This window comes from Undibacterium sp. 14-3-2, from assembly GCF_016595265.1.
GTDB lineage: Bacteria > Pseudomonadota > Gammaproteobacteria > Burkholderiales > Burkholderiaceae_D > Undibacterium > Undibacterium aquatile.
In genome coordinates this window covers 152,074-177,594 of record NZ_JAENGS010000002.1, presented here as the reverse complement: position 1 = coordinate 177,594, position 25,521 = coordinate 152,074, and the positions used below count along the sequence as shown (strand labels likewise).

Here is a 25,521-nt window from a genome sequence, read left to right as displayed (position 1 = left end):
CACATGAATACACTTACTGAAGCGAACATTGTGAAAAACATGAAATCAACATTGCCTTGGAAAAAAACTGTCAAAACCACGCTTGCCCTGGCAATTGCATTTGGCATGAGTGTGACGGCGCACGATGACGTTTTTGCGAAATCGAAGCGCGCAAAATCTGCTGAAGCGCAAACGGAAGAAACGGAAAAAACACTGACAAGTGATGCCTCTGCCGTTGCTTCGACGCCAGTTCCTGGCCAAAAAGTGTATACCATCAGCCTCAAGCAGATGGGGCAGGGCTCGAATATCGAATTGCGTGGTGTTGAAGGTGAGCGTACATTTCCTTTCACAGTCCGCAGTGACGAAGTGATTACTTCGGCAAAAATACGTTATGGAATTGCGTATTCGCCAGCGCTGTTGCCGGATTTGTCCCATATTAAAGTTTCGGTTAACAATGAGCTGGTCAGCGTTGTGCCCCTGCCGAAAGATAATCCTAAGGGGATCGTCCGCGAAGATAATATCGATCCACGGTTTTTTGCAGACTTTAATCAGCTCAGTTTTAAACTGATAGGGCATTACACCAGAGAATGTGAAGACCCATATCATTCCAGTTTGTGGGCGAAAATCAGTAATACGACGCAATTGGAGCTGACCGTCAGCACAATCGATCTGGCGAATGATCTGGCGCTGTTGCCTGGGCCATTCTTTGACAAGCGCGACTCCAAATTGCTGGAGTTACCGTTTGTGTTACCGAGCGGCGCATCATTGGATCTGTTGCGCAATGCCGGTGTTGTGGCTTCCTGGTTTGGTCAGCTGGCGTCCTATCGCGGTGCTCGTTTTCCGGTCGCCGACGGCATGCCAAAATCGCATGCGATCGTATTTGCAACGACGAAAGAAGCACCTGCCGGTGTGCAATTACCTGTGATCAATGGCCCGACCTTGATGGTGGTACCAAATCCGCAAAACCCGAAAACAAAGTTGTTGTTAGTTTTAGGACGTGACAATGCAGAGCTGAAAATTGCGACGCAAGCGTTGACACTGGGACAAACGGCATTGGCAGGTCAGACGGCGATTATCCGTAACTTTAAAGAGCCCGCGCTGCGTAAAGCCTATGATGCACCTAAATGGTTGCCAACTTCGCGGCCGGTTAAATTCGGCGAGCTGACCCCGCTGCAAAGTTTGCAGGTGAATGGTCTGACGCCCGATCTGATCCGGATTAACATGCGGGTGGCACCTGACTTGTTCACCTGGCAGACCGAGGGTGTTCCTATGGATCTGCGCTATCGCTTCACACCCAGACCAACGATAGACAAGTCGACGTTAAATATCGGTATTAATGATGGTTTTGTCCGCGCATTGTCTTTGTCTGGTGCAGAACCGGAAAAAGGCAAGATCAAAGAATCTGTGATGCTTTTCTTTAAGTCGGGCTTGCGTTACGCTCAGGAGGAGATACAAGTACCGACATTCAGAATCGGCGCTGAGAACCAACTGCAATTTCACTTCTTCTATGACTATCCTAAGCAAGGCGCTTGTAAAGATGTGTATCTGGATAACGTGCGCTCTACGATTGACCCGGATTCGACCATAGATTTTTCACACATGCCGCATTACGCGACATACCCCAACCTTGCCTACATTGCGAATGCTGGCTTCCCGTTTACCAAATTGGCAGATTTATCTGAAACGGCTGTCATTCTCCCTGAGCGCGCCAGTAATCAGGAGCTGGAAGTCTTTTTCAATCTGATGGGGCGTATGGGGGAATCAACCGGCTATCCGGTCACTAACAATACCGTAATCTACGGTAGCGATGTCGAAAAACACAGCAATAAAGATTTGCTCGTGATTGCGACTAACGGTAACCAGCCTCTGCTGAAACAATGGTCAAAATATATGCCACTGACCATTGACGAAACAGGGAACCGTTTACAATTGCCGACCGGATTTTTACGTGTTCTGGCGCGCTGGGCTGGTAAAGATCTGGATGAACTCGAGCGTAAATCCGGCGAAATGTTAGCCAGCACCGGAAGTGCATTTGGCACCGTTATGCAGTTTGAATCGCCATTGTCTGGCGGTCACAGCGTCGTCGTCGTGACTTCTGGCAGTCCCCGTGGCTTACTGGATGTGACTGATGGTTTGAATAAAGCCGATCTTCGCAGCCAATTCCAGGGCGATCTGGTGTTGATTAAAGGTGATAAGGTCATCAATGCATTGATCGGTAACACCTATTATTCCGGTCATCTGCCGTTATGGACCTGGCTGAAGTGGAATCTGTCGACAAAACCAGTCTTGCTGATTGCTTTCCTGATGTTGGCGTCATTGATTGCCGCCGCTTTACTGTTCCGTTATTTACGGAAAAAGGCAGCCCAGCGCTTGAAGGCGAATGAGCCCAAAGATCAACATTGATACATCAAAAATAACTGAATAAAAGAGTAAATTTACGCAGGCAGACCACATTGTTGTGGTCTGCCTGTTTATAATTTAATGCCAGTTTTAAAGCAGATTTCAAAATCTCCAATTGAGGTAGAGATCGCTTCATCAAAGTGTTGAATAGGGGATGGTAATGGTTTTCAAAAGAAAAGCGATGGCGTTGGCGCTTTTAGCGATGTGTGTCGAATGCAGCACTGCTTTTGCAAACTCTCCTCTGACCCAGAAATTAGTTGAACAGGCACATTTTTGGGAGCAGCGCGGTCGTGACGATAATGCGGCGGATGCTTGGCGTAAGGTGTTGAAAGTCGATGCGAATAATATTGAGGCATTGGTCGCACTGGGTATATTCGACGCTCACAGCGGCAATGCTGATTTAGCGAAAAATCATCTTGATAAGCTGAAAGAAGTGAAGGCGGCAAGCGCGCAAATTCGGCTGGTAGAAAAAGCGATCAGTCTTGGTACTGCCGGGGGCAAGTCTCAGCTTGAAAATGCCAGAAGACTGGCGCAGCAAGGCGATACCGAAGCCGCGGCGGACAGTTATCGCATGATCGGCGATGCGTCCCGCCTGAAAGGTGATGCGGCGCTTGAATATTATCAGGTGCTGGCCGGTACTAAATCTGGTTATGCCGAGGCAAAACGCGGCCTTGAAAAACTGGCGAAAGAAAATCCCTCCAACCATAAATATGCTTTGGCTTATGCGCAAACGCTGACATACCGCGATGCCAGCAGACCGGAAGGCCTAGCCTTGCTGGAGAGTCTGACCAGTAAAGCTGACGTATCCAGGCAGGCGGAAGAGGCATGGCGTCAGGCATTAACCTGGATGGGGCTGCAAAGCAGCAACAGTAAGTATTTCCGGAACTATCTGGAAAAACACCCGCAGGATAAAACAATACAAGACAAACTCGCGAGCGTGAATCGTCCGGTCAGAAACGATACGCCGGAAGAGCGCCGTCCCGTGAATAAGCCGAAGCCTGAGAGTCCTTTAGCAAAAGGATCTGCAATCGGCTTTAAGGCACTGGATGCCAATGATGTGCCGACGGCAGAGAAAGAATTCCAGTCACTGATCAAATCTCATCCTAAAGATCCTGTTGGTTATGGTGGCATGGGGCTGGTCAAAATGCGCCAGGAAGAATTTATTGAAGCGCGTAAATTTCTGCAAAAAGCCTTAGATTTTTCGTCCGCAAAAGCGAAATCGAATTGGAAGCAAGCATTTGACGGCGCCAATTATTGGGCACTGATCGAAGATGCACGCACCGCTTTTGAAGACGCTGACAGCGTAAAAGGGATCGCGTTATTGCGTAAAGCGGTTGAGATCAATGGCACCGAGCCATCCGGACTTTTACAACTCGCCGATGCGTTGCAGGCTGAAAACGATATGGCTGGCGCAGAAGAAAACTTTAAGCGTGTTTTTAATGCAGATAAAAAAGAAATGCGCGCGCTCGATGGCCTGATCGGGATTTATGTTTTGCAGAAGCGGCTCAGTGATCTGGAGGCGCTCGGTGAATATTTATTACCTCGTCACCTCGCGATCGTCGCGAATCTGAAGTCTGAACAAATGGCGGCTCAGGCAAAGCAACTTGAAGCAGCAGGCGATATCGTCGGCGCGCAAAGGGTGTTGGAAGACGCGATTCTGATCAAGCCGGAAGATGCCTGGTTAAGAATGTCGCTGGCCAAAATTTATCTGAAACGGGACATGGCACCGCAGGCGCAGGCTTTGTTAGATGCACTGACCAATGTTGAAAAGCCCGATGCAGAGGCGCTTTATGTCAGCGCCTTGCTCAGTCAGATGCAGCAACTTTGGTGGGAGGGTTTGCAAACATTGGAGCGAGTCCCTGCCAACGCGCGCAAACCAGAAATGTTTGCCCTGCAAAAGCAATTATGGATACGCGTCCAGCTTGACCGGATTGATCTTCTGAACAAACGTGGTTATGTCGATCAGGTCAGGGAAATCCTGACACAAATTGAAGCTGCCGCAGGAACAGATAACGAGTACATCGGTACTCTTGCGGCCTTGTACATCAAGTTAGGCGATACCGAACGCGGTTTTGCCATGATACGGCAGGCGGTACAAAATACGCAGCAACCTTCCGCCAGCCTTTTGTTGCAATACGCCAGCACCTTGATGCAGGCGAATCAGGAAGCCGAGCTGGAAGCCGTCATGCGTAAGGTGGCAGCGATGCCGAAATTGCAGGAGGATGAAATTAAATCCTTTAAGCAATTACAAAAGGCATTGTCCATGCGTTACTCCGAGCGCGCCAGAGAAGCAAAAGACTACGCAGCGGCTTACGCTTATATCCAGCCTTATCTCATAGAGACGCCGGACGATAATTTATTGCTGCTGACCCTGGCGCGTATTTATTCGTCTGCCGGTGACAGCGAACCGGCAAAAGAGTTGTACACCAAAGTACTGGAAACCGATCCGGATAATCCCGAGGTCTTACAAGGACTGGTCTTTGCGGCGATACAGATCAAAGATTTCAGTGGCGCTGAAAATTACCTTGATAAATTAATGCGCATGCAGCCAGAGAATCCGCGCTTTATTGCGCTGGCGGGGAATGTTGCACGGGCACAGGGGCATAACGGCAAAGCCTTAGGCTATTTCAAAAAAGCACTGGCACTGGAACAGGCACAGCGCCCATTGTCCGGCGCAGGTGTTGATGGTTTGCGTCTGGTCACACCAGGTTCGGTTGCTAACAACCTCAACAATTTCAAAGTCAATCCTTTTGCTGAACGCAAGGCTGATGATGTTCCGGCGGTTGCTCAAGTCGCAGCACCAGCATCAGCGAGTGCGGCAGCAACGTCCACGCCACCGGTATTAAAAGAGGTGCCGCAACTTGCACCGCAATATGCTGCCGCGGCGAAGCCTGCAAGCGCAACATCCGCAGCGGTCGCACCGGTCTCTGCAACACAGACTGTTGCGAATGGAGTTACCCCCGGTTCTACAAGTACATCAGGTACAACAAATACGACAGCTATACCTGCAGCCGTCAGTCACTCAAATGGCGTGGCTGTTGCTGGCAATGCCGGTAGCAAACCAGTGAACGTGCCAGCATTGCTCAGTGTGCCCGCTGCGCCACCAGTATCGCAGGGTTCTGCGGTGATCCGCAGTAATCCTTTACCACTAGCGAAGCCTGTAGCAGGAAACGCAGTCAGCGGAGCCGAGGTAAAAAAAGCCTCACCGCTATCATCTGCCACCGTTCGCAAGGCGGACTCTGCCAAGTCAACGGCACCTGTCAGTGCAGAAGAGGCCGCGCTGATCAAAGAGATTGATGCTCTCAATGAATTAAATCGCTCCGAAGTCACCGCCGGATTTGCTGCCCGCGCACGCAGTGGTCAAAGCGGTTTATCTCAGTTGAAAGATTTGGAAACACCGATAGAAGCGCATATCACTACCTTGGGTTATGGCCAGTTTGGGCTGAAGGTGATTCCGGTCGTGATTGATGCCGGTACCTTGCAACTGAACGATGCGAATATCGCAGGTCAGTTCGGACGCAACACGATACTCAATGAACAGGCCAAATTTGCCAAAGTCGCTTTTTCAACGCAGGCCAGAACGCGCGGTTTATCAGATGCGTCTTCGATAGAGCAGGTGGCGAGAGGAGTTGCGCTGAATCTGAGTTATGAATTAGCCGGCGTGAAGCTCGATGTCGGTTCCAGTCCGTTGAACTTCCCTATCCAGAATGTTGTCGGCGGACTTCGCTGGAGCACGCAGTCGGACGGTCTCAATTTCAGTGCAGAAGTGTCCCGTCGTTCTGTGACGGATAGTTATCTGTCGTATGCGGGAGCAAAAGACAGTTTGTATGGGCTGAACTGGGGTGGCGTCACCAGAAACGGCTTGCGTCTGGATGCGTCCTACGATGGCGAGGATGGCGGTGTTTACGGAGCGCTTGGCCTGTATGGCATCAATGGTAAAAACGTCGTTAAAAACACGATGGTCGATGCGGGTGCCGGTATTTACTGGCGTGCTTACCGGACCAAAGACACCACAGTCACAACGGGGCTGGGGCTGAATTCGAGTTTCTATAAAAAGAATCTGCGTTATTTCACTTACGGCCACGGCGGGTATTTTAGCCCGCAATCTTACGTCGCTCTGAATGTGCCGCTGGAAATTAGCGGACGTTATGGCAAGTTGTCGTATCAGGCCGGGGCTTCGGTAGGTGTCCAGCATTTCCGCGAAGATGCGGCACCGTATTACCCGTTGATCAGTGCAGACCAGACCGAGCTTGAGTTATTTGCGGCGGCGAATCCTGCACTGAATATCGCCAGCAGCTATGCCGGGCAGTCGCATACCGGATTGCAATACAAAATTTCCGGCGCATTAGAGTATTTGCTGTCGCCGCATTTTACTTTGGGTGGCAGGTTGTCTGCGGATAATTCCGGTGACTTTACCGATGCCAGCGGCATGCTGTATATCCGTTATACCTTTGAGCCACGGCGAGGTCAGGTCTCGTTCCCGCCGATTGCACCTAAGCCTTACTATCTGGGAAATTGACCGATGAAAACTATCATGAATACCTTGATCGTCGCGTCGGCAACGCTGCTGTTATCAACCCTGGTAAGCGCTGCGGATTTACAGGCAGAAGGGCGGGTACATCTGGCGGAAGGGGATGCCGCTGCAGCCAGTAAAAAATTTGCTGAAGCGGCGAAAGTAAATCCATTTGATGCATCTGCATTGAATAATCAGGCGGTGTCTCTTGCTGCGCAAGGCGATTATGAAAACGCGCTGAATTTGCTGGAACGCGCCGTCAGACTTAATCCTGAGCGTCGTGATATTGCGACCAATCTGACCAGTATGCGGCAATGGATGGGGCGCAACGTACCGCAAGTGAAATTGAAAGAGCAGAGCAAACCCATCATGAATGTGTATCCTGAAGGCGATATTCCACCTGAGCCACCAGCGCTCTGGAAAAAATAAATACGAATTGGCGGGATTTGGCTTGCCAATTGCTGATTTTTGATGCAATATCAATGCCGAACTTTTTAAGTTTTATCAAAATTTAATATAGCGATTCAAGCTAAACGCCTAATTTATGAAACTTGCGCACTTCTTTTTCTTTTTTTACTTTAGCTATTCCAAGCCACAGGCGGTCGGAAGAAGGTAAGCGCACAAAGAAAAAAAGCTCAACCAGATTTCTGAAAAAACCGCCAGTCATGGCGGTTTTTTTTTGCCACGAATTCAACCATTTGCACTTATTTATACTTGAAAGACACAGGAGAGAACATGCACCGTACCGATGATTTACGCATACGCGAAATGAAAGAACTGGTTCCACCTTCACATTTGATCCGTGAGTTTGCCTGTTCTGTCAAAGCCTCTGAAACCGCTGCGCACGCACGCACCGCCTTGCACAATATTCTGCACGGCAAAGATGATCGCCTGATGGTGGTGATTGGTCCTTGCTCGATTCACGATACCAAAGCTGCGATGGAATACGCACGTCGCCTGGCGGAACAGCGCACGCGTTTTGCCGGTGAGTTAGAAATTGTCATGCGCGTGTATTTCGAGAAACCGCGCACCACCGTCGGCTGGAAGGGCTTGATTAACGATCCGTACATGGATAACAGCTTCCGCATCAATGATGGCTTGCGTATCGCGCGTGAACTGCTGCTCAATATCAATGAACTCGGCTTGCCTGCCGGTACGGAATTTCTCGATGTGATCAGTCCGCAATATATTGCGGACCTGATCAGCTGGGGCGCCATCGGCGCCCGCACCACCGAATCGCAGGTTCACCGTGAACTGGCATCAGGTTTGTCTTGCCCGGTCGGTTTTAAGAATGGCACCGACGGCAATGTCAAAATTGCAGTCGATGCGATCAAGGCATCTTCGCAGTCGCATCATTTTTTATCAGTGACAAAAGGCGGTCATTCAGCGATTGTTTCGACCAATGGTAACGAAGATTGCCACATTATTCTGCGCGGTGGAAAAACGCCGAATTACGATGCAGCGAGTGTCGATGCTGCCTGCAAGGATATTGCGAAAGCCGGTCTGGCTGCGCGCCTGATGATCGATGCATCGCATGCCAACAGCTCGAAAAATCCGGCGAACCAGATTCCGGTCTGTGCGGATATCGGCGCTCAGGTTGCTGCTGGTGACACGCGTATTGTCGGCGTGATGGTTGAGTCACATCTGGTGGCCGGACGTCAGGATCTGGTTCCGGGTCAGGAGCTGGTGTATGGTCAGTCTGTGACCGATGGTTGTATCGACTGGGATTCGAGTGTCAAGGTATTGGAAGGTCTGGCCGCGGCGGTCAGACAGCGTCGCGTCGTTGAGGCGCAACCAGCGTAAGTGCTGCCTTATTGGCGTTTGTGACCCTGATCAGAAACGTTTGCTCAGGGTCATCTGATCGCCTTCGCGACGCATTTCCATGCGGTTCAGAAACGACATGCCCAGCAAAGGCATCGTCAGGCCTGCTTCGATGACGGACGCATCCACCTGATGTAATTCGATGTCACCGATCTTGATCGTATCGAGCTTGATCAGATACGTATTGACGACGCCACCGGCCGTATTGGCGCGGCCCATGCGACCCGCTTTGTAATTCAGACCGATGCGCGTTGCATCGGCGGCTGGCAAGGCGATCAGGCTGGCACCGGTATCAACCATCATATTCACACTGACGCCGTTGATCATGGCGGGGGCCATAAAATGCCCACGGTCTCCGGCTTTCAGAACCACGCTGTTACCGCTGCTGGCGGCCGAGCGGTGCACGGTTTGCCCCATCACCAGCACGTAGCGTTTGCCGTTGCTGAAGATGGTGGCCGATTCGCGATCTGCATCAACCAGTTTGGTATCGCTGCTCAGCGCGCTGCCTACCGCATAAGCCTTGGGCGGCGCGCCATCGACAACCAGTATCGCCTTGCCCGGGAATAAACCAACCACGCCGACGTCCGTAGCGAAGGACGTCAGTGAACACAATAAAAGAGGCAGCAGGGCAAAGCGTTTCATGGTGACTTTCGGTGTGAGGTCGGAAGGCTGAATGACGCGGATATCAAGGAATATCGTGCAACATCGTGCGATATTGCACAATAGCCGCGTCAGAAATCAGTCGCGGAAATTATTAAATTCCAGCGGCAGATCTTTGATTTCTTTGCGCAGTAAAGCCATCGCTGCTTGCAGATCATCGCGCTTCGCGCCCTGAACGCGCACCGCGTCACCTTGTATGCTGGCCTGCACTTTCATTTTGCTGTCTTTCAGCACTTTGACGATTTTCTTTGCGTCTTCGGTCTCAATGCCATTTTTGACTTTGATGACTTGCTTGACCTTGTCGCCGCCGATTTTTTCGACTTTGCCGAAATCCAGGAAACGCACATCGACTTTACGTTTTCCCATGGTTTGCGTCAGCTCAGTAATAATCTGATCCAGATGGAATTCTGTATCGCCAAAAATCACGACTTCGCGCTCTTTATCTTTGAGTTCGATTTTGGCGCTGGTGCCTTTCATGTCGAAGCGATTGGTGATGACTTTGTTCGATTGCGTGACCGCATTCTTCACTTCTTCCATGTTTGCTTCAGAGACGGTATCAAATGAGGGCATAGTGCTTCCTTGGTGAAATAAATAAACGTGCGTCATTTTATCAAATGCGCGGCTGTCACAAAGCGCAGCAGCTATAATTTGCACCCTATGACGACGAATCTTTCTTTTTCCCGCGACGTTTCGCTGCAACCGTACAATACTTTTGGTATTGCGGCGCAAGCGAATTACTTTTTATCCATCACTGACATTGAGCAGTTACGCGCGTTGCGCGACGACCCTGTGCTCGCTGCAATGCCACGTCTGATCTTAGGTGGCGGCAGTAATCTGGTGTTGTCGGATCAGGTTGATGCGCTGGTGCTGAAGATGGATTTACTCGGCAAATCCATCGTCGGTGAAGATGCTGAATTTGTTTATGTGCAGGCGCAGGCCGGTGAAAACTGGCACGCTTTTGTGCAATGGACGCTGGCGCTGGGTCTGGGTGGCCTGGAAAATTTATCCCTGATTCCCGGCACGGTCGGCGCGGCACCGATACAGAATATCGGCGCGTATGGCATGGAAGTGCAGGACGCCTTGTTTCAGCTCGAAGCATTTGATTTTTCCACTGGCGAGATGCTGGTGCTGGATAAGGCTGCGTGCCAGTTTGCCTACCGCGACAGTATTTTCAAACATGCGCTGAAAGACCAGGTGGCGATTACCAGCGTGCAGTTTGCTTTGCCGAAGCAATGGCAGCCTAAAATTGGCTATGCCGATGTCGCCAGATATTTGCAACTGCAAGCGATCAGCGCGCCTTCGCCACGCGCAATCAGCGATGCGATTATTGCGATACGTCAGGCGAAATTGCCCGATCCGCAGGTGATCGGCAATGCCGGCAGTTTTTTCAAAAATCCGCTGGTGAGCGCGGCACAGCGCGATGCGCTATTGCTGAACTATCCCGATCTGGTCAGTTATCCGCAGTCCTCAGGCGATTACAAACTGGCGGCAGGCTGGCTGATTGAGCGTTGCGGCTGGAAAGGAAAAAATCTGGGACGTGCCGGTGTCTATGAAAAACAGGCCTTGGTGCTGGTGAACCGCGGCGGTGCAAGCGGCGCAGAAGTGCGCGCGCTGGCGCAGGCGGTGCAGGCCGATGTTTTGGCGAAGTTTGCGGTGACGCTGGAAATTGAGCCGGTGTTTGTCTGATTTCTGCCTGATGGTTGCAGCGTAAAACGGCGTCATCTCAGATGCAGATGCCGTTCTTTTTTAAACCTGTTTCAGCACACCTTTTAGCGCCCATTTCAACGCTCATTTAAATCAGATCATGCAGGCTGAGAATCTGATGCATTCGCCGTATTTTTGTCGAAATATGGATACTCCCCCTCCTTTTTATCAAAATCGCCTTTATCTCAGCATAAATAAAGGGCTTCAAAATATACTGGGGGGAGTATATTTAAGGCCTTTTGGCGCGTCTTTGGCCGTATTTTGGCACTATCGGGCAAATTCAAAACCATGCTGACCGCAAAGTCTCACGTGCTGACACGGTTCAACGATCGCAACCCATGCTTTTTAAATCCTTGTCGGCGTTGCCCGCGTTGCCTGCCTGACGCAGGCTGACCAGCGCTTCACGCACCTTATCGCACATCGCTTTTTTACGCGCCGCTTCGCCATTGTCAGGCGCACTTGCAGGTGCGGCTTTTTCGTTGGCAGCAGGTGCCGAGGCCGGGGCTGGTGCTGCTGGTTTGGCGGCATTCATTGCACGCTGTTTTTCATCCATGCATTCTTTTTCAACCGCTGCCCGCACATCCGCAGCATTGCCGCGTTGCGCGTAAATTTCATTGATCAGTTTCTTGCGCTCTTCGGTGCCAGCTTCAGACAAAACACGCTCTTGCGTCGCACCGGCTTCACGCATCCAGATAATTTTTTTGGCGTCTTCACCACGCAAGCGGCACGACGCATCGACCACCGGTTTATTCGTATTGTCTGTGATGGCGAGCTTACCTAAGATCTGCTCTTTCTGGCCTTTGTCGCAGGGTTTGTCCTGATATGAATTGCCGCAGCGATACAGGGTTTGCGCCTGCGCACCCGTCGTCATACTGAGAACCAGTAGCAAGCTGCCGAGCACGGTTGAGGCTGAGAATAGTTCGCGTCGTGTCTTCATAGTGACTCCTGTAGTCCAAATGCAGAGAGGTGCCATCCGTGCACCTCTCTTTGCTTTACTGCGGTTGGATTCAGCCCTTGCTTCTGGCTTCGATGGTTTCCCATTTATCCAGCGCTGTCAGCAATTCCTCATCGATCTCAGCAAAACGCGCATTCAATTTATTTGCTTCGTCCGGTCCATTTTTATACAAGTCAGCATCGGCGAGTTGCGCGGTAATCGCGGCTTGCTCTGCTTCCAGTTGCGCGATCAGCTTAGGCAATTCTTCCAGCTCGCGTTGCTCTTTGTAGCTGAGCTTTTTGGCTTTCGCGGCGGCGGGTACATTTGCGGTCGCTGCTGTATTGGCGACATTGGCGGCTGGTTTGCTGTCTGCTTTCACCGCGGATTTGGCGACGGAATTGCTGTAACGTTCCCAGTCGCTGTAACCGCCGATATATTCGCGCCACTGACCTGCGCCTTCAGAGACGATCACCTGTGTGACGACATTGTCGAGGAAAGTCCGGTCATGACTGACCAGGAACACGGTGCCGGTATATTCTTCGAGCAATTCTTCGAGCAATTCCAGCGTGTCGATATCAAGATCATTGGTCGGTTCATCGAGTACCAGCACGTTCGCTGGTTTGGCGAACAGGCGCGCCAGCAACAGGCGATTGCGTTCGCCGCCGGACAAAGATTTGACCGGTGAACGGGCACGCTCCGGTGCAAACAGGAAATCGCCCAGATACGACATCACATGTTTGCGCTGACCGTTGATCTCAACAAAATCACTGCCCGGCGCAATCGTTTCTGCCAGACTCATTTCATCGTTTAACTGCGCGCGCATCTGATCGAAATACGCGATCTGCAATTTGCTGCCTTGCTTGATGGTGCCGCTATCCGGTGTTTCCTGACCGAGTATCAGTTTCAGCAAGGTGGTTTTACCGGCGCCGTTCTGACCGATCAGACCTATCTTGTCGCCACGCATAATGATGCTGGAAAAATCTCTGACGATGACTTTCTCGCCAAACGATTTGCTGACATTTTCCAATTCGGCGACGATCTTGCCGGAACGCTCGCCTGTGGTGACATCGAGCTTGACCTGGCCTTGCAATTCACGTCGCGCACTGCGTGCCAGACGCAATTGTTCCAAGCGTTTGACGCGGCCTTCATCGCGCACGCGGCGGGCTTTCACGCCTTTGCGTATCCAGATTTCTTCCTGTGCTAAAAATTTATCAAACTTGGCATTTTCGACTTCTTCATTTTCCAGCTGCTCTGCTTTGCGGGTCTGATAAGTGGTGAAATTGCCGGGATACGAAGTCAGTTTGCCGCGATCGAGTTCAACGATGCGGGTCGCCACGTTGTCGAGGAAACTACGATCATGCGTGATGAACAGTACGCTGCCTTTGAAATCTTTCAGCAAACCTTCGAGCCATTGAATCGAGGAAAAATCCAGATGATTGGTCGGCTCATCGAGCAGCAACACATCCGGCGCACTGACCAGCGCGCAGGCCAGCGCCACCCGCTTTTTCATCCCGCCTGACAACGTACCCATAATCGCGTCTTTACCGAGATTGAGTTTATCCAGCGTGGTTTCGACTTTATTGCCGAGGCTCCAGGCGTCGGCGGCATCCAGCTTGACCTGAATATCATGCATGCGCTCCATCAGCGCATCATCATTATCGCCACCGAATTGGCCGGTCAGGCTTTCATATTCTTGCAACAGCGCAGGCAATTCACCGAGGCCGGAAGCCACCGCGTCAAACACGCTGATGTTCTGGTCAAATTGCGGTTCCTGTTCCACATACGCGATTTTCAGACCTTGTTGCTGCACCAGCAGGCCATCATCGATTTTTGAAGTGCGGGCGATAATTTTCAGCAAAGAAGATTTGCCAGTGCCGTTACGGCCGATCAGACCGACGCGCTCGCCGGTTTCAAGAGAAAACTCTGCATGATCGAGCAGAGCAACGTGACCGAATGCCAATTGGGCATCGCTTAATGAGATAACTGCCATAAATACCTGTGAGATCAGTACGGCAGATCATGCCGGACTACATTGGAGAAAACCCGTATTGTACGACAGGCAGCGCAGCGCTTAACGATCTTGATTCGTCTTTGACTGAAGCTTGATACGGCCTTGATTGATTGTTAGGGGCTGCTCAGGTAAGATGGCGGGCTTGCTGAACGGCACCTGTCGCTGTTCACACCGTGTCTCGCCGTAGTTCAATGGATAGAACGTATGCCTCCTAAGCGTAAGATACAGGTTCGATTCCTGTCGGCGGGACCAGTCCTGGCACATCTCATTCCTCAACGTAATCAAAGTAATCAAAGTAATCAACGTACTTTTCCCTCTGTTGTTGTGATTAGCGGTCAGCGTTGATCGCAAATGATGCGCGGCTGATTCGTTAAATATTATTTCCTACTGGCAATCAGCCATTGCTGCGGCTGAATATCCTATAGAATCAAGCGATTGCATCCATAAACATAAAAACAATGCAACGCTGATTTTTAATCATCTGTCAAATTTAGCGATGTTATGCCGGTGGCTTTTTTCAGCTTATTTTTAGCTTTTAGCGGCATGCGCACTTTCAGCCACGAGCGTGCCGGCCAGAGCGTTCCTTCACGTCCCCACAGCAGTCGGCAGATTCAGCCATCATCACTGAGTATCAAACATAAAGAGCACCGTCATGAACCAGTCCAGTATCTCTCGCCAGAATGCCTTGATCGAAGCGCTCAACCGTGTGCAGGCGATTATCGAATTTGATCTGCAAGGCAATATCCTGCATGCGAATGAATTATTTCTCTCAACGATGGGCTACACGCTTGACGAAGTGGTCGGCCAGCATCATAAGATTTTTTGCGAGCCGGCTTATGTCAACGGCATAGGATATAGCCAGTTCTGGAGTAAGTTAGCCAAGGGTGAAACTTATTCGGGTGAATTTCATCGCTACGGTAAAGATGGCAAAACAGTCTGGTTGCATGCGTCTTACAACCCCATCATGGGCGATGATGGCAAGCCCGCACGCATCGTCAAATTTGCGACCGACATCACCGCTGAAAAATTACGACGCGCAAACGATGAGGGAAAAATCAATGCGATAGACCGCGCGCAGGCGGTTGTTGACTTTTCTCTTGATGGCAGAGTGTTGGTGGCGAATCAGAATTTTCTGCAGATTTTCGGCTACAACATCGAACAGATAACGGGGCATCATCATCGCCTGTTTTGCACGCAGGACGAAGCGCGTTCTGTCGAATATCTGAATTTCTGGGAACGCCTCGGGCGCGGAGAATTTGATGCCGGTGTGTATCGACGGCTCGATGCGCATGGCAAGGATGTCTGGATACAGGCGTCGTACAACCCGGTGTTTGATCCGGATGGCAAGCCATACAAGATCGTGAAGTTTGCGACCGATATTACAGAGTTGCGTACCAGGCAGGCAGAATCTGAGGGCAAGCAAAATGCGATTTCCCGTTCGCAAGCGGTGATTGAATTCGATTTACAGGGAAATATCCTGACGGCGAATGCTAATTTTTTGCGTACTTTCGGCTTTACCGAACAGGAAATCATCGGCCAGCACCATAAAATTTTTTGTGAAGCCGCACTGGTCAAATCGCTGGAATACCGTCATTTCTGGGCGGACCTGGCGGACGGCCAGTTTAAAAGCGGGCGCTATAAACGGATAGGAAAACACGACGCAGAAGTCTGGATACAGGCAACCTACAATCCTATCCTCGATCTGGAAGGCAAGCCGTATAAGGTCGTAAAATATGCGGTGGATATTACCGAGCAGGTGGATAGAGAAAACCTGATTTCAGAAAAAGTCGAATCGATCACGCGCATACTTGATGAACTGTCGGCATCAATCGACAGTATTTCCAAAAGTTCTGAACACTCGAATGATCTGGCGCAGAAAACGCAGCAACATGCGGCCGACGGCAGCGGCGTGCTGAAGCGTTCGCAAGAAGCGATACAGGCGATACAGAAATCGTCAAATGACATCAACGAAATTATCAACACGATTGCCGATATTGCTAGCCAGACCAATTTGCTGGCGTTTAATGCGGCGATCGAAGCCGCACGCGCTGGCGAGCAAGGGCTGGGCTTTTCCGTGGTGGCTGACGAAGTGCGTAAGTTGGCAGAAAAATCGACGCTGGCAGCACGCGAGATCGCCAAGTTGATCACGCAAACCGTGACGCGGGTGGATGAGGGCGGGCGCTTGTCGGAACAGGTCGGTGATTCGTTTGCGCGGATTCTCGATTCCATGAATAACACCACGCAATCGATCGCCGCTATTTACGGCGCAACCAGCGAGCAGGCGGATGCGACCCGCAACGTGGTCAGGCTGCTCAATGAATTGAATCAGTCGACGGAGCGTCTGTGACCCTTGCTGCAACATCGGTAGCGTTGAACGGCGCGCATCGCAACGACAGCAGCCTGAGCATGACATTCTGCCGGCTTGGAGACTTGCGTTTTGCTGTGCCGCTGAACGACGTCGTGCAGGCGATCCGACAGCCGCAACTGACGCTGTTGCCACGTCGCGATCAGGCGATTGCCGGTGTGTTTGTGTATAGACAGCAGACCATACCATTGCTTGATTTGCGGCGTTGGTTACCGTGGTCGGATGAACGCAGCGAGCTACCCGGACAGATATTATTATTGCGCCAGAATGCGCATCTGGTCGGTGTGGCGATTGATCAGGTTGAAGGTTTGCAGCGCGTCCCTGGCAGTCAGATTCAGCGCGTGGTTCAGCGTGAGGATGACGAAGAATTGTTTCATTCCACCGTCAGTATTGCCGCTGGTGAGCAAGAGTCGCAGGCTCTGGGTTTGCTTGATGTTGATGCGCTGATCCGGCTGTCACAGGTATGGAGTGCGGCGGATGAGGAGTTTGCGGCTTCCATCGCAGCGGCCGATAGCGAATTGGCCGCAACTACTGCCGCTACCGCAGCCTCAGCCAGCACAGTGCCGCATGCATTGTTTGAGCTTGCCGGACAGGTGCTGGCGATTCCCGCTGCCGATGTTGCCGCTGTGATTTCCATGCCTGTCGTTACCACGATATTAGGACGACATCCTGCGTGGCTGGGCATGACCATCTGGCGCGAACGTGATGTGCCGGTCTTGCGCACGATGGCGGCATTAGGCTTACCACCGCAAGCGGCGGACGAATCTGCACACGACACGTCGGCATCAGCGCAAGAAAACTTGCTGGTGATACTGGGCAGTGAGGGGCGTTATGCGGGCTTACCGGTGCAGGTCGCCCGCGCGGTGACGCCACTCGATACCAGCGCAGCGCAAACGGCTGCCAGTGCTGGTTTACCTGCCAACACCGTATTAAGCGGTGTGTTGCATCTGAATGCGGCGGAACGCTTATTGCTGGTCGATGGCGCTGAACTGGTGAATACATGTTCCCTGAGTGCGCTGAGCCAGAAAAACGCGAGTGCCAAACAAGACCAGCAAAACCAGCAACCAGATCAACCGAATCAGGCGGACCTGGATGCTGCGTTACAAGCGCATGTGGTGGTGCAGGGCGGACGCGCCTGGGCGGTCGGCATGCGCTGGCTGGAGGCCATCATTCACTTTCCGGAACAGCTTGATACAAATACAGCGGGAAACCCTGCGCAGCTGGGTAACTTTATCTGGAATCAGCAGACACTGGCCTTGTGGGATTTGCGTATGCTGAGCAATCAGACGCCAACGCCGGATAGCCCGGAACGTCGCGTGCTGATCATGCGTATCGACGGCATGCTGATCGGGCTTGCGGTTGAGCAGTTGCTGATACTGCTACCCGCCAGAAGCGGCAAAATTGCGGCATTTGGGCGGCGCCAAAGTGGCGTTACTCAGATCATCACCGTGCGCGATCAGGATCAGGAAAAAACTTACAGCATTCTGAATCCTGCCGAATATTTACCTTTGCAGCAGGCACTGGCATCCTGAACGCTGACGAAAAATCGCTGCCACGTCGTTTTCCATGCCCCGGCTGACGGCAACTATTTTGCCTCTGCCCTCATCCTTTATTTACTGAAAATAGGGGGAGTATCTGCGATTTCATGCTGATTGTCGGCATGAAATAAAGGGTGTAAAAAATACTCCCCCCAGTATATTTTCATTAAAAAACCTTCATTCAGCGCCCGGTAAGGGCATGCTGATACGGTAATGTGCCATCGCCAGATGGCGAGTCTGAGACAAGGATGGAAATTGTCCCATCATTACGAGTCATCAGAAAATGCCCTCACTAAAAATAAAACTCAGTAAAATAGTCCATATCTATTTTGTAATTTTTCGTGATGGAGTACGAATGAGTGGTAAGGCTTCTCGTGGCATGGTGTGGGCAAGAATCTTCATCGTTTTGATTCTGGTCAGCTTGATGGCATGGTGTACGACCAATAATCGCAGGATGGCGCAATCAGCACCGCTGCGTATGGAGTTGCAATCCATCTTTCTTGAGCAAGGTTTAATCGATAATAACAACGAGCGCAGCAATCTCGCTGATGTCGCCAGAAAAGCGGGAACCGCCCGCATGAACCGGCTCTTATACGATGTGGCAGGCAGCGCTTCACTGGATAGTCTGAAATGGATCGTGGCCAATGGCGCTGAACCGAAAGACATCGGCATCATGCGCGACATGACTTTGCTGCAGTCTGTAGCGATGCGGGCGCAGGGCGACCGGATAGAGTATTTTCTGGGGCTGGGATTAAATCCGGCCGAACGTAGCCGTGACGGTAAAACCCTGATGCATATCGCTGCGCAAGGCGGTATGGATAATAAAGTGCTGGCGCTGTTGGTGGCCAAGGGCCTCAACATGAATGAGCCGGATAATGTCGGGCGTGTTCCCATACATTACGCCAGCGTTAAAGCAATCAGTGTGCTGGCGGGTGCGGGAGCCGATATTGACGCTAAAGATGCGCTGGGAATGACGCCTCTGCATTACGCCGCCAAAGAGGGGAAGAACGATATCGTTGCCGAGTTATTGCGTAATTCGGCCTCGGTTTATCTCACGGATAAAAAGGGCAGAACTGCACTGCATTTTGCGGCGATGACAGCACAGTCAAATAATGTGGTGGATACCTTGCTGGCCGCCGGTGCTCCGGTGACAGTCAGAGATGAAGACGGCAATACGCCGAAAGATCTTGCCATCGAAGCGCGTGACAATTACCGCTATCGCAATGTGAGTGTGATTGACCGTCTGTAAAATCCGACGACGGTGAAAAAAGCTTTATAAAAAAGCTTCATAAAAAAATAGCTTCATACGCGCTCTGGCTGTGTATGAAGCTATTTTTTTGAGGCTCTTTTTTAGGTTGTTTGCAGTAGTAGTATCTGTGACGCTTAATGTTTATTACGTTTCAGAATGACGGGATCGCGCCCGTCAGCAGGAGCCACTTGCAGTTTGTAATCGATGGCTTTTGCGTCTTGCTGGCTGATCTTGTCGTTGAATGTGGATTTCAGAAAATCCCACATATTTCTTTGCAGACCATCACATTCAAGTACATCGCGGCTTTTGCTGGTATAGCGATGGTTGTATTCAAGATCATTTCCTTCTTGTTCTTCACGATAATTTCTTGAACGTGAATTCTCTTTGGCTCGTTCACGCTCGAACTGATGCATCGGGATACTGCAGTTTTCGCGGAAATTCGACATCAGCAAATGCTCAACAGCGACGTTGCATTGTGAATAGCGATGCGACAGTTGCCAACAACTTTTCCCCACATCCTGTTCTTTTATGCGCGAGCTGATTTTCTTTAATGCCGCATCGTCACGGACTTCCTTGACTGATTCGCCTGCTTTGCTGGCACAAGGTTGATCTGTGTAGGTAACCGTACCGGAACTGCTGACACATTTTTTTAAATCAGCGTGTGCCGATAGCGGTGCGAGCAGGATAAGCACAACAGAAAAACAGACAACCGGGTTGAGCATGAATACTCCAGTCAAAAATAAAGGTAATGAATTGTTCCCGCACTTTTTTCTGACCAGCAATTCAGCGGCGGGAGACAAAGATTTTATCGAGGGGTATTGTAAAATATTTGTTACAAAGTGATGGTTTATTTTTTTTTGATTACAACGCAGTCCATTGCTGCTCGACCAGCAGGCGGTCGCCGGAATAAATTCTGCCGGTGAAAATCGCGCCGCGTTGAACTGGTCCCACGCCTTTCGGTGTGCCCGTCATCAGGATGTCGCCATCATTGAGACTCATAAAACTCTGTATCGATGCCAGCAATTGCAGCGGCTTGAACAGCATCAGCGGTGTGCCACCCTGTTGTGCGAGCTCTCCGTTAATCAGCAGTTCCAGTCGTAGCGCTTCCAGATTGCCGTCAAAGGGCACGAAGCGGCTGAACACCGCTGAGCCATCAAAGGCTTTGGCGCGTTCCCACGGCAAGCCTTGTTTTTTCAGGCTGGTCTGCACCGCACGGCGGGTCAGATCGAGGCCGAAGCCGACCGCATCGATCTGCCCATTGTGCAGCTGGAAGCTGATTTCACCTTCGTAATGAATATCGTCACCATCCGAGCGCAGTTCGTCAGACAGAGCCGAATTTGGTTTGACAAAAATTACGGGTTCCGTCGGGACTTCATTGTCGAGCTCGGCAATGTGCTCGACATAATTGCGGCCGGCGCAGACGATTTTGGATGGCACGACGGCCTGATTTTCGCGTATCACGGTATGCATGTTTACTCCTGAATTTCTGTCGTCAAAGCGAGCAGTTTAATTGATGCTAGAAACTTTCTCAGCGTTGCGCCAATGCGAGTTTGGCTGCCAGTAAGGCAAACACAGTCGCCGCGCTGCGATTGAGCCAGCGCTGTGCTTGTGCCGAGCGGCGCAAACGCTGACCAACACTGGCGGCGAACCAGGCGATGCCGCCAAAGGTGATCAGCGTCGCGACGATGAAAATAGCACCAAGCTGAAAAAACTGCGGCGCTATCGCGCCACGTTCCGCCGATACAAACTGCGGCAGCAACGCGAGGAAAAATAATACGACTTTAGGATTCGTCAGATTCATGATGATGCCGCGCAAATACAGTTGCGCCGGACGCATGACCGGTGCGCTGTTGCCTGCCGTATCGCCGACCGGAGCATGAAATGCGCCCCACGCCAGATACGCAAGATAAGCTGCACCGACGAATTTGAGAACAAGAAACGCGGTTGCCGAGGCGGCAAACAGAGCGGCCAGCCCCATCGCAATGGCGCAGGTGTGGACGATGATGCCGGTACTGAGACCGAAGACGACCAGCATGCCTGCTTTGCGTCCCTGCGTTGCCGATTGCATCAGCACGAACAGGTTATCGGGGCCGGGCGTCAGTCCCAGCAAAATTGAAATACCAAAGAAAGTCAGTGCGGTTTGTAAAGTCAGCATGGCATCGTCCGGAAAAAGCACACAGGCAAATCAACATTATCTGCGATTTGCCTTCAACCGGGTATCTGATGTCATGCCGAAATTACAGAGAGTGGCGGCGTCTTTCCGGATGCGTCAGGACACGACCACTGGTGACTGGATCGACATCATTGGCCTGCAGGTATTCCAGTGCGCAACTGGTGCCGTGGCTTTGTTGCAGGCGGATTGCTGTTTCTACATACGCTGCAGTGCGCAGATCGTGGCGCTGAGCGTCGATATTGTCGATACCGGTCAGTGATGTGGCAGACGCGGGGAAATCAGGAATAGCGGTAATACCGTGGCGGTGCATGTCAGACTCCATAATCAATCCAGCCGCGACATCGTTCTTATGCCCTCTTACTGTTACGGACATTCATCATGCAACTGGTGATGGTAATAAGATTGCTGTGACGGGATGGATAATCAATAAGTGGGTATCCGGGAAACACGCTCACATTATAAATCCATCAAGGGCCGAAAGATTGCGCGGCATCAACATCCCGGCAAGCCGCTGGGAGAGAGGTGGCTTGCCAGGATGTTGTGACTTGATTCTTGAGTCAGGTTTGACAGGCACTCATGCTTACAGCGCAGTACGCAGTGCGAACAATTCCGGAAACAGCACCACATCCAGCATTTTGCGCAGATAGCTGACGCCAGCCGTGCCGCCGGTGCCGGTTTTAAAGCCGATAATGCGTTCCACCGTTGTTACATGACGGAAGCGCCAGATGCGGAATGCGGTTTCCATATCGACCAGCTTTTCTGCCAGCTCATATAAAGACCAGTGCTGTTCCGGCGCACGATAGACTTGCAGCCATGCCTCTTTGACGGATTCGTTGGATGTCGTCGATTGCGTCCAGTCGGCTTGCAAGCGCTCAGCATCAATCGCCAGACCTTGCCGCGCCATCAGCATGATCGCTTCATCGTAAATCGATGGCGTGTGCAGCGCATCGCTCAGCGTGGCATGGATCGCTGGTTTGCTTTCATGCACGCTCAGTAAAGCCGCATTCTTATTGCCGAGCAGGTATTCCAGTTCGCGGTACTGATGCGATTGAAAGCCGGATGACGCACCAAGGTAAGGGCGGATCGCCGTGTATTCACTCGGCGTCATCGTTGCCAGTACATCCCAGGCATGTACCAGCTGATCCATGATGCGGGCGACGCGTGACAGCATTTTGAATGCGGGCGGCAAATCATTATTGCGTATCTGTACCCGCACCGCATGCAGCTCGTGCAGCATCAGCTTGATCCAGAGTTCGCTGGTCTGGTGTTGGACGATAAACAGCATTTCATTATGATTCGGCGAGCGCGGATGTTGCGCCGTCAGTATCTGATCCAGCCCCAGATAGTCGCCGTAACTCATGTCATTCGAAAAATCCATTTGTGCTCCATGCCATGACATCGGGCATTTGCCTGCGCTGGTATTGTCGTTACTCATTGTGTTCCTCTTTTTTATCGTTGCTGTTGCCTGGTCTGCTGACTTGTCTGCTCAGTTGTCTGCCCAGTTGTCTTTATCACCGCTGTGATCAGGTCACGGCATGGCGTTTGGCATGCAGATCGTAATCTTCGCGATCAAGGATGTCGCGCAAGCTGGCAACGGCGTCCCACACATCGACATAACGCACGTACAAAGGTGTGAAGCCAAAACGCATGATGCCCGGCTCGCGGTAGTCGCCGATCACACCGCGTTCTATCAAGGCCTGGATAATCGCGTAAGCATGCGGATGATGGAAACTGGCCTGGCTGCCACGCTGCTGATGAGAACGTGGCGTGACCAGTTCCAGCGGATGTGCCGCACACTGGCTTTCAACCAGCGCGATGAATAAATCAGTCAATGCCAGCGATTTTTCGCGTATCGCCTGCATCGTGGTTTTGCCGAAAATATCGAGACCACAGCCGACCAGCGCCAGCGAGACCATAGGCTGCGTACCGCACAGCGCGCGGCGGATACTCGCGGTTGGTTCAAAATGTGGCTGCATCGCGAACGGGTTTGCATGTCCCCACCAGCCTGATAATGGATGTTGAAATGCAGCCTGATGGCGCAGTGGTACCCAGATGAATGCGGGCGCGCCGGGGCCGCCGTTCAGATATTTGTAAGTGCAGCCAACCGCGAAATCGGCCTGAGCTGCATTCAGTTCCACCGGCACCGCACCGGCGGAATGCGCCAGATCCCATAAGGCCAGCGCGCCATGCTGATGTATCAGGGCGGTCACCGCGCGCATGTCGTGCAGATAGCCGGTGCGGTAATTCACATGCGTCAGCATCACCAGTGCAGTATTTTGATTGATCACCGCAGGCAATTCATCGGGGGAATCTATCAGTTGTATCTGATAGCCGCGATCCAGCCAGCGGGTGATGCCCTCGGCCATGTAAATGTCGGTAGGGAAATTGCTGCGCTCGGTGATGATGACTTTGCGTTGTGCGTCGCCTGATTGCATCTGCAACGCCGCACTGATGGCTTTGAACAGATTAATGGAGGTCGAATCGGTGACGACCACTTCGTCTGCCTGCGCGCCGATCAGCGGTGCAAGCTGATTTCCCAGCGTGGACGGCAGATCGAACCAGCCCGCTTTATTCCAGCTTTTGATCAGATCGGTGCCCCATTCTTGCGCGATCACTTCCTGCGCTCTTTGCAGCGATGCTTTCGGGCGCGCGCCGAGAGAATTTCCATCGAGGTAAATAACGCCGTCCGGCAAAAGAAATTCATCGCGTAAAGCGGCCAGCGGATCTTGTCGATCAAGTTGCTCGCAGGCTTCGCGGCTTTGGGTTAGGGTCATATTCATCTCCTGGAAATAATAGTGAGCGTGTTGATGCGTTCGTGTTTTTTGCGTTGCTTATTGCGTCGATTATTGTGTTGATTTATCGCAGCGCCCTGAGTACCGCCCGCACCGGGCTGGCATCGAGTCCCGCGAGTTTTAAGGGCAGGCAGATCAGTTCATAATCGCCTTCCGGCACTTCATCGAGAACAATGCCTTCCAAAATCGCCATCTGATGCTGTTTCATGCGCAGATGCGCATCCAGCGTTTTGGATTCCTGCGGGTCGAAAGACGGGCTGTCGATGCCGATCAGCCTGACGCCATGCTGCGCTAGCAGATCGATGGTTGCCGGGGCAATGCTGGGAAAATCCGCATCCCATTGCATCTGCGGTGCTTGCAGATAGGTGCGGAACAGCACGCGTGGCGGCAGATTGTGCAGATAGTCGCTGACGTGTTCCGGTAAAACCTGCGCCACGCCCAGACTATGAATCACGCGGCAGGCACCGATATAGGTCTCAAGCGCGACCTGATCAATGGATTTACCGTCAACATCGTAATGCGAAGGCGCATCGCAGTGCGCGCCGGTGTGGGTGGACATCGTGATCTTGCTGACTTTGACTGGACAGCCGTCAGCAATTTGCCAGGTGGTTTCAGCGCTGTAAGCACTGTCGCCCGGCCAGACCGGAATGCCCGGTTGTATCGCCGGTGTGATGTCCCATAAGCGGGGCATTTCAGGCAGCTTAGACAGATCAGACATAGCAAACTCCTCAACAGAACAGGCAGAGATTTTATGCCGGATTGCCTGAATAATTGTTGCAAATCACAATATCAAAAACGGTATCGCTAGAATATACTGCGAATAAATAAAGGTTATTTGACGGAAATTGCGAATGTGCGTTTGTGCATCGCGCAAATGCACCAGAAAACAGGAAAACCATGCAACTCGACGCGACCGATCTGAAAATTCTCGATTACCTGCAAACCGATGGCCGTATCAGCAATCAGGAATTGGCGGACAAAGTGTTTCTGTCGCCTTCATCCTGTCTGCGGCGGGTGCGTATGCTGGAAGAGGCCGGCGTCATTCATCATTATTGCGCCGTAATCGACACCGAAAAAGTCGGGCTGGAGGTGGATGCCTTCGTGCAGGTGACGATGCGGCGCGATGTCGAACAATGGCATGAGAGTTTTTCGCAGGCATTGCAACAGTGGCCGGAAGTAACCGGTTCCTACATCATCACCGGCGACGCCAATTACCTGCTGCGCGTGCGCGCCCGCAATCTGAAACACTATTCCAGCTTCGTCCTTGAACGCCTCTACAAAACCACAGGTGTGCTGGATATCCGCTCGAATATCGTCTTGCAGACGCTGAAAGATACCCAGCAGATTGATACTGCTCTGCTCGCAGAATAAGGCGATTTCAG

At 51.7% G+C, this 25,521-nt stretch carries 21 protein-coding genes and 1 tRNA gene; 10 read left to right on the top strand and 12 right to left on the bottom strand.

All coding sequences use genetic code 11. From position 1 onward, the window contains the following. Positions 1-3: 3 nt before the first annotated feature. The 3 genes from bcsB (at position 4) to Undi14_RS05345 (ending at position 7,321) form a co-directional block, all read left to right on the top strand. Positions 4-2,382 (top strand): cellulose biosynthesis cyclic di-GMP-binding regulatory protein BcsB, encoded by a 2,379-nt coding sequence (gene bcsB, locus Undi14_RS05355; RefSeq protein WP_200178517.1) that lies wholly within the window; start codon positions 4-6, stop codon positions 2,380-2,382. Positions 2,383-2,539: 157 nt separating this feature from the next. Continuing rightward, positions 2,540-6,898 (top strand): cellulose synthase subunit BcsC-related outer membrane protein, encoded by a 4,359-nt coding sequence (locus Undi14_RS05350; protein ID WP_200178516.1) that lies wholly within the window; start codon positions 2,540-2,542, stop codon positions 6,896-6,898. A 3-nt stretch (positions 6,899-6,901) separates the two neighbouring features. Then, entirely contained in the window at positions 6,902-7,321 is a 420-nt protein-coding gene (locus Undi14_RS05345; protein WP_190479488.1) for a tetratricopeptide repeat protein, read from the top strand. Between the two features lie 100 nt (positions 7,322-7,421). Here Undi14_RS05345 and Undi14_RS05340 read toward each other — a convergent pair whose 3' ends face one another. Next, a complete protein-coding gene (locus Undi14_RS05340) occupies positions 7,422-7,559 on the bottom strand; it encodes a hypothetical protein (protein WP_186883193.1) in 138 nt (45 codons plus the stop codon). Between the two features lie 68 nt (positions 7,560-7,627). Between Undi14_RS05340 and aroG the strand changes: the two genes are divergently transcribed. Further along, entirely contained in the window at positions 7,628-8,695 is a 1,068-nt protein-coding gene (gene aroG / locus Undi14_RS05335; RefSeq protein WP_200178515.1) for a 3-deoxy-7-phosphoheptulonate synthase AroG, read from the top strand. Positions 8,696-8,725: 30 nt separating this feature from the next. Here aroG and Undi14_RS05330 read toward each other — a convergent pair whose 3' ends face one another. Together Undi14_RS05330 and Undi14_RS05325 are read right to left on the bottom strand one after the other, a co-directional pair. Next, positions 8,726-9,355: a TIGR02281 family clan AA aspartic protease gene (locus Undi14_RS05330; protein ID WP_200178513.1), complete on the bottom strand. Its 630-nt coding sequence runs from the start codon at positions 9,353-9,355 to the stop codon at positions 8,726-8,728. A 96-nt stretch (positions 9,356-9,451) separates the two neighbouring features. After that, a complete protein-coding gene (locus Undi14_RS05325) occupies positions 9,452-9,943 on the bottom strand; it encodes a YajQ family cyclic di-GMP-binding protein (protein WP_186896721.1) in 492 nt (163 codons plus the stop codon). An 87-nt stretch (positions 9,944-10,030) separates the two neighbouring features. On the opposite strand from Undi14_RS05325, the gene murB reads away from it, so the two are divergent. Beyond that, on the top strand, positions 10,031-11,059 hold the full coding sequence (murB, locus tag Undi14_RS05320; RefSeq protein ID WP_200178511.1) for a UDP-N-acetylmuramate dehydrogenase: 1,029 nt from the start codon (positions 10,031-10,033) through the stop codon (positions 11,057-11,059). A 340-nt stretch (positions 11,060-11,399) separates the two neighbouring features. Here the strand turns inward: murB and Undi14_RS05315 are convergent, their stop codons facing one another. Together Undi14_RS05315 and Undi14_RS05310 are read right to left on the bottom strand one after the other, a co-directional pair. After that, positions 11,400-12,014, bottom strand: a complete 615-nt coding sequence (locus Undi14_RS05315) for a hypothetical protein (protein ID WP_200178502.1) — start codon at positions 12,012-12,014, stop codon at positions 11,400-11,402. 70 nt (positions 12,015-12,084) lie between these two features. Continuing rightward, the gene (locus Undi14_RS05310; RefSeq protein ID WP_200178500.1) at positions 12,085-14,001 is read right to left on the bottom strand and encodes an ATP-binding cassette domain-containing protein; all 1,917 of its coding nucleotides are present in this window, start codon (positions 13,999-14,001) and stop codon (positions 12,085-12,087) included. A gap of 198 nt (positions 14,002-14,199) precedes the next feature. Between Undi14_RS05310 and Undi14_RS05305 the strand changes: the two genes are divergently transcribed. The 4 genes from Undi14_RS05305 (at position 14,200) to Undi14_RS05290 (ending at position 19,174) form a co-directional block, all read left to right on the top strand. After that, a tRNA-Arg gene (locus Undi14_RS05305) sits at positions 14,200-14,274 on the top strand. 400 nt (positions 14,275-14,674) lie between these two features. Next, positions 14,675-16,369 carry a PAS domain S-box protein gene (locus Undi14_RS05300; RefSeq protein ID WP_200178498.1) on the top strand — a complete coding sequence of 565 codons (1,695 nt, stop codon included), beginning with the start codon at positions 14,675-14,677 and terminating at the stop codon, positions 16,367-16,369. After that, complete coding sequence (locus Undi14_RS05295; protein WP_200178496.1) at positions 16,366-17,919, top strand: chemotaxis protein CheW; 1,554 nt, start codon at positions 16,366-16,368, stop codon at positions 17,917-17,919. Before Undi14_RS05300 ends, Undi14_RS05295 begins: the two co-directional genes overlap by 4 nt. A 361-nt stretch (positions 17,920-18,280) precedes the next feature. Further along, positions 18,281-19,174: an ankyrin repeat domain-containing protein gene (locus Undi14_RS05290; RefSeq protein WP_200178494.1), complete on the top strand. Its 894-nt coding sequence runs from the start codon at positions 18,281-18,283 to the stop codon at positions 19,172-19,174. A 134-nt stretch (positions 19,175-19,308) separates the two neighbouring features. Here Undi14_RS05290 and Undi14_RS05285 read toward each other — a convergent pair whose 3' ends face one another. From Undi14_RS05285 to kynB, 7 genes are all read right to left on the bottom strand, one after another. Then, a complete protein-coding gene (locus tag Undi14_RS05285; RefSeq protein WP_200178492.1) occupies positions 19,309-19,896 on the bottom strand; it encodes a DUF4124 domain-containing protein in 588 nt (195 codons plus the stop codon). Between the two features lie 139 nt (positions 19,897-20,035). Continuing rightward, positions 20,036-20,644: a fumarylacetoacetate hydrolase family protein gene (locus tag Undi14_RS05280; RefSeq protein ID WP_200178490.1), complete on the bottom strand. Its 609-nt coding sequence runs from the start codon at positions 20,642-20,644 to the stop codon at positions 20,036-20,038. Positions 20,645-20,702: 58 nt separating this feature from the next. Then, positions 20,703-21,329 carry a LysE family translocator gene (locus Undi14_RS05275; RefSeq protein WP_200178487.1) on the bottom strand — a complete coding sequence of 209 codons (627 nt, stop codon included), beginning with the start codon at positions 21,327-21,329 and terminating at the stop codon, positions 20,703-20,705. Positions 21,330-21,411: 82 nt separating this feature from the next. Next, complete coding sequence (locus Undi14_RS05270; RefSeq protein WP_200178486.1) at positions 21,412-21,669, bottom strand: hypothetical protein; 258 nt, start codon at positions 21,667-21,669, stop codon at positions 21,412-21,414. Between the two features lie 258 nt (positions 21,670-21,927). Further along, positions 21,928-22,782 (bottom strand): tryptophan 2,3-dioxygenase, encoded by an 855-nt coding sequence (gene kynA, locus Undi14_RS05265; RefSeq protein ID WP_200178485.1) that lies wholly within the window; start codon positions 22,780-22,782, stop codon positions 21,928-21,930. An 88-nt stretch (positions 22,783-22,870) separates the two neighbouring features. Beyond that, positions 22,871-24,121, bottom strand: coding sequence for a kynureninase (gene kynU / locus Undi14_RS05260; RefSeq protein ID WP_200178484.1), 1,251 nt, complete (start codon positions 24,119-24,121; stop codon positions 22,871-22,873). An 82-nt stretch (positions 24,122-24,203) separates the two neighbouring features. Then, complete coding sequence (kynB, locus tag Undi14_RS05255; RefSeq protein ID WP_186883360.1) at positions 24,204-24,830, bottom strand: arylformamidase; 627 nt, start codon at positions 24,828-24,830, stop codon at positions 24,204-24,206. A gap of 206 nt (positions 24,831-25,036) precedes the next feature. Between kynB and Undi14_RS05250 the strand changes: the two genes are divergently transcribed. Continuing rightward, positions 25,037-25,510, top strand: a complete 474-nt coding sequence (locus tag Undi14_RS05250) for an Lrp/AsnC family transcriptional regulator (RefSeq protein WP_186896709.1) — start codon at positions 25,037-25,039, stop codon at positions 25,508-25,510. Positions 25,511-25,521 lie beyond the last annotated feature (11 nt).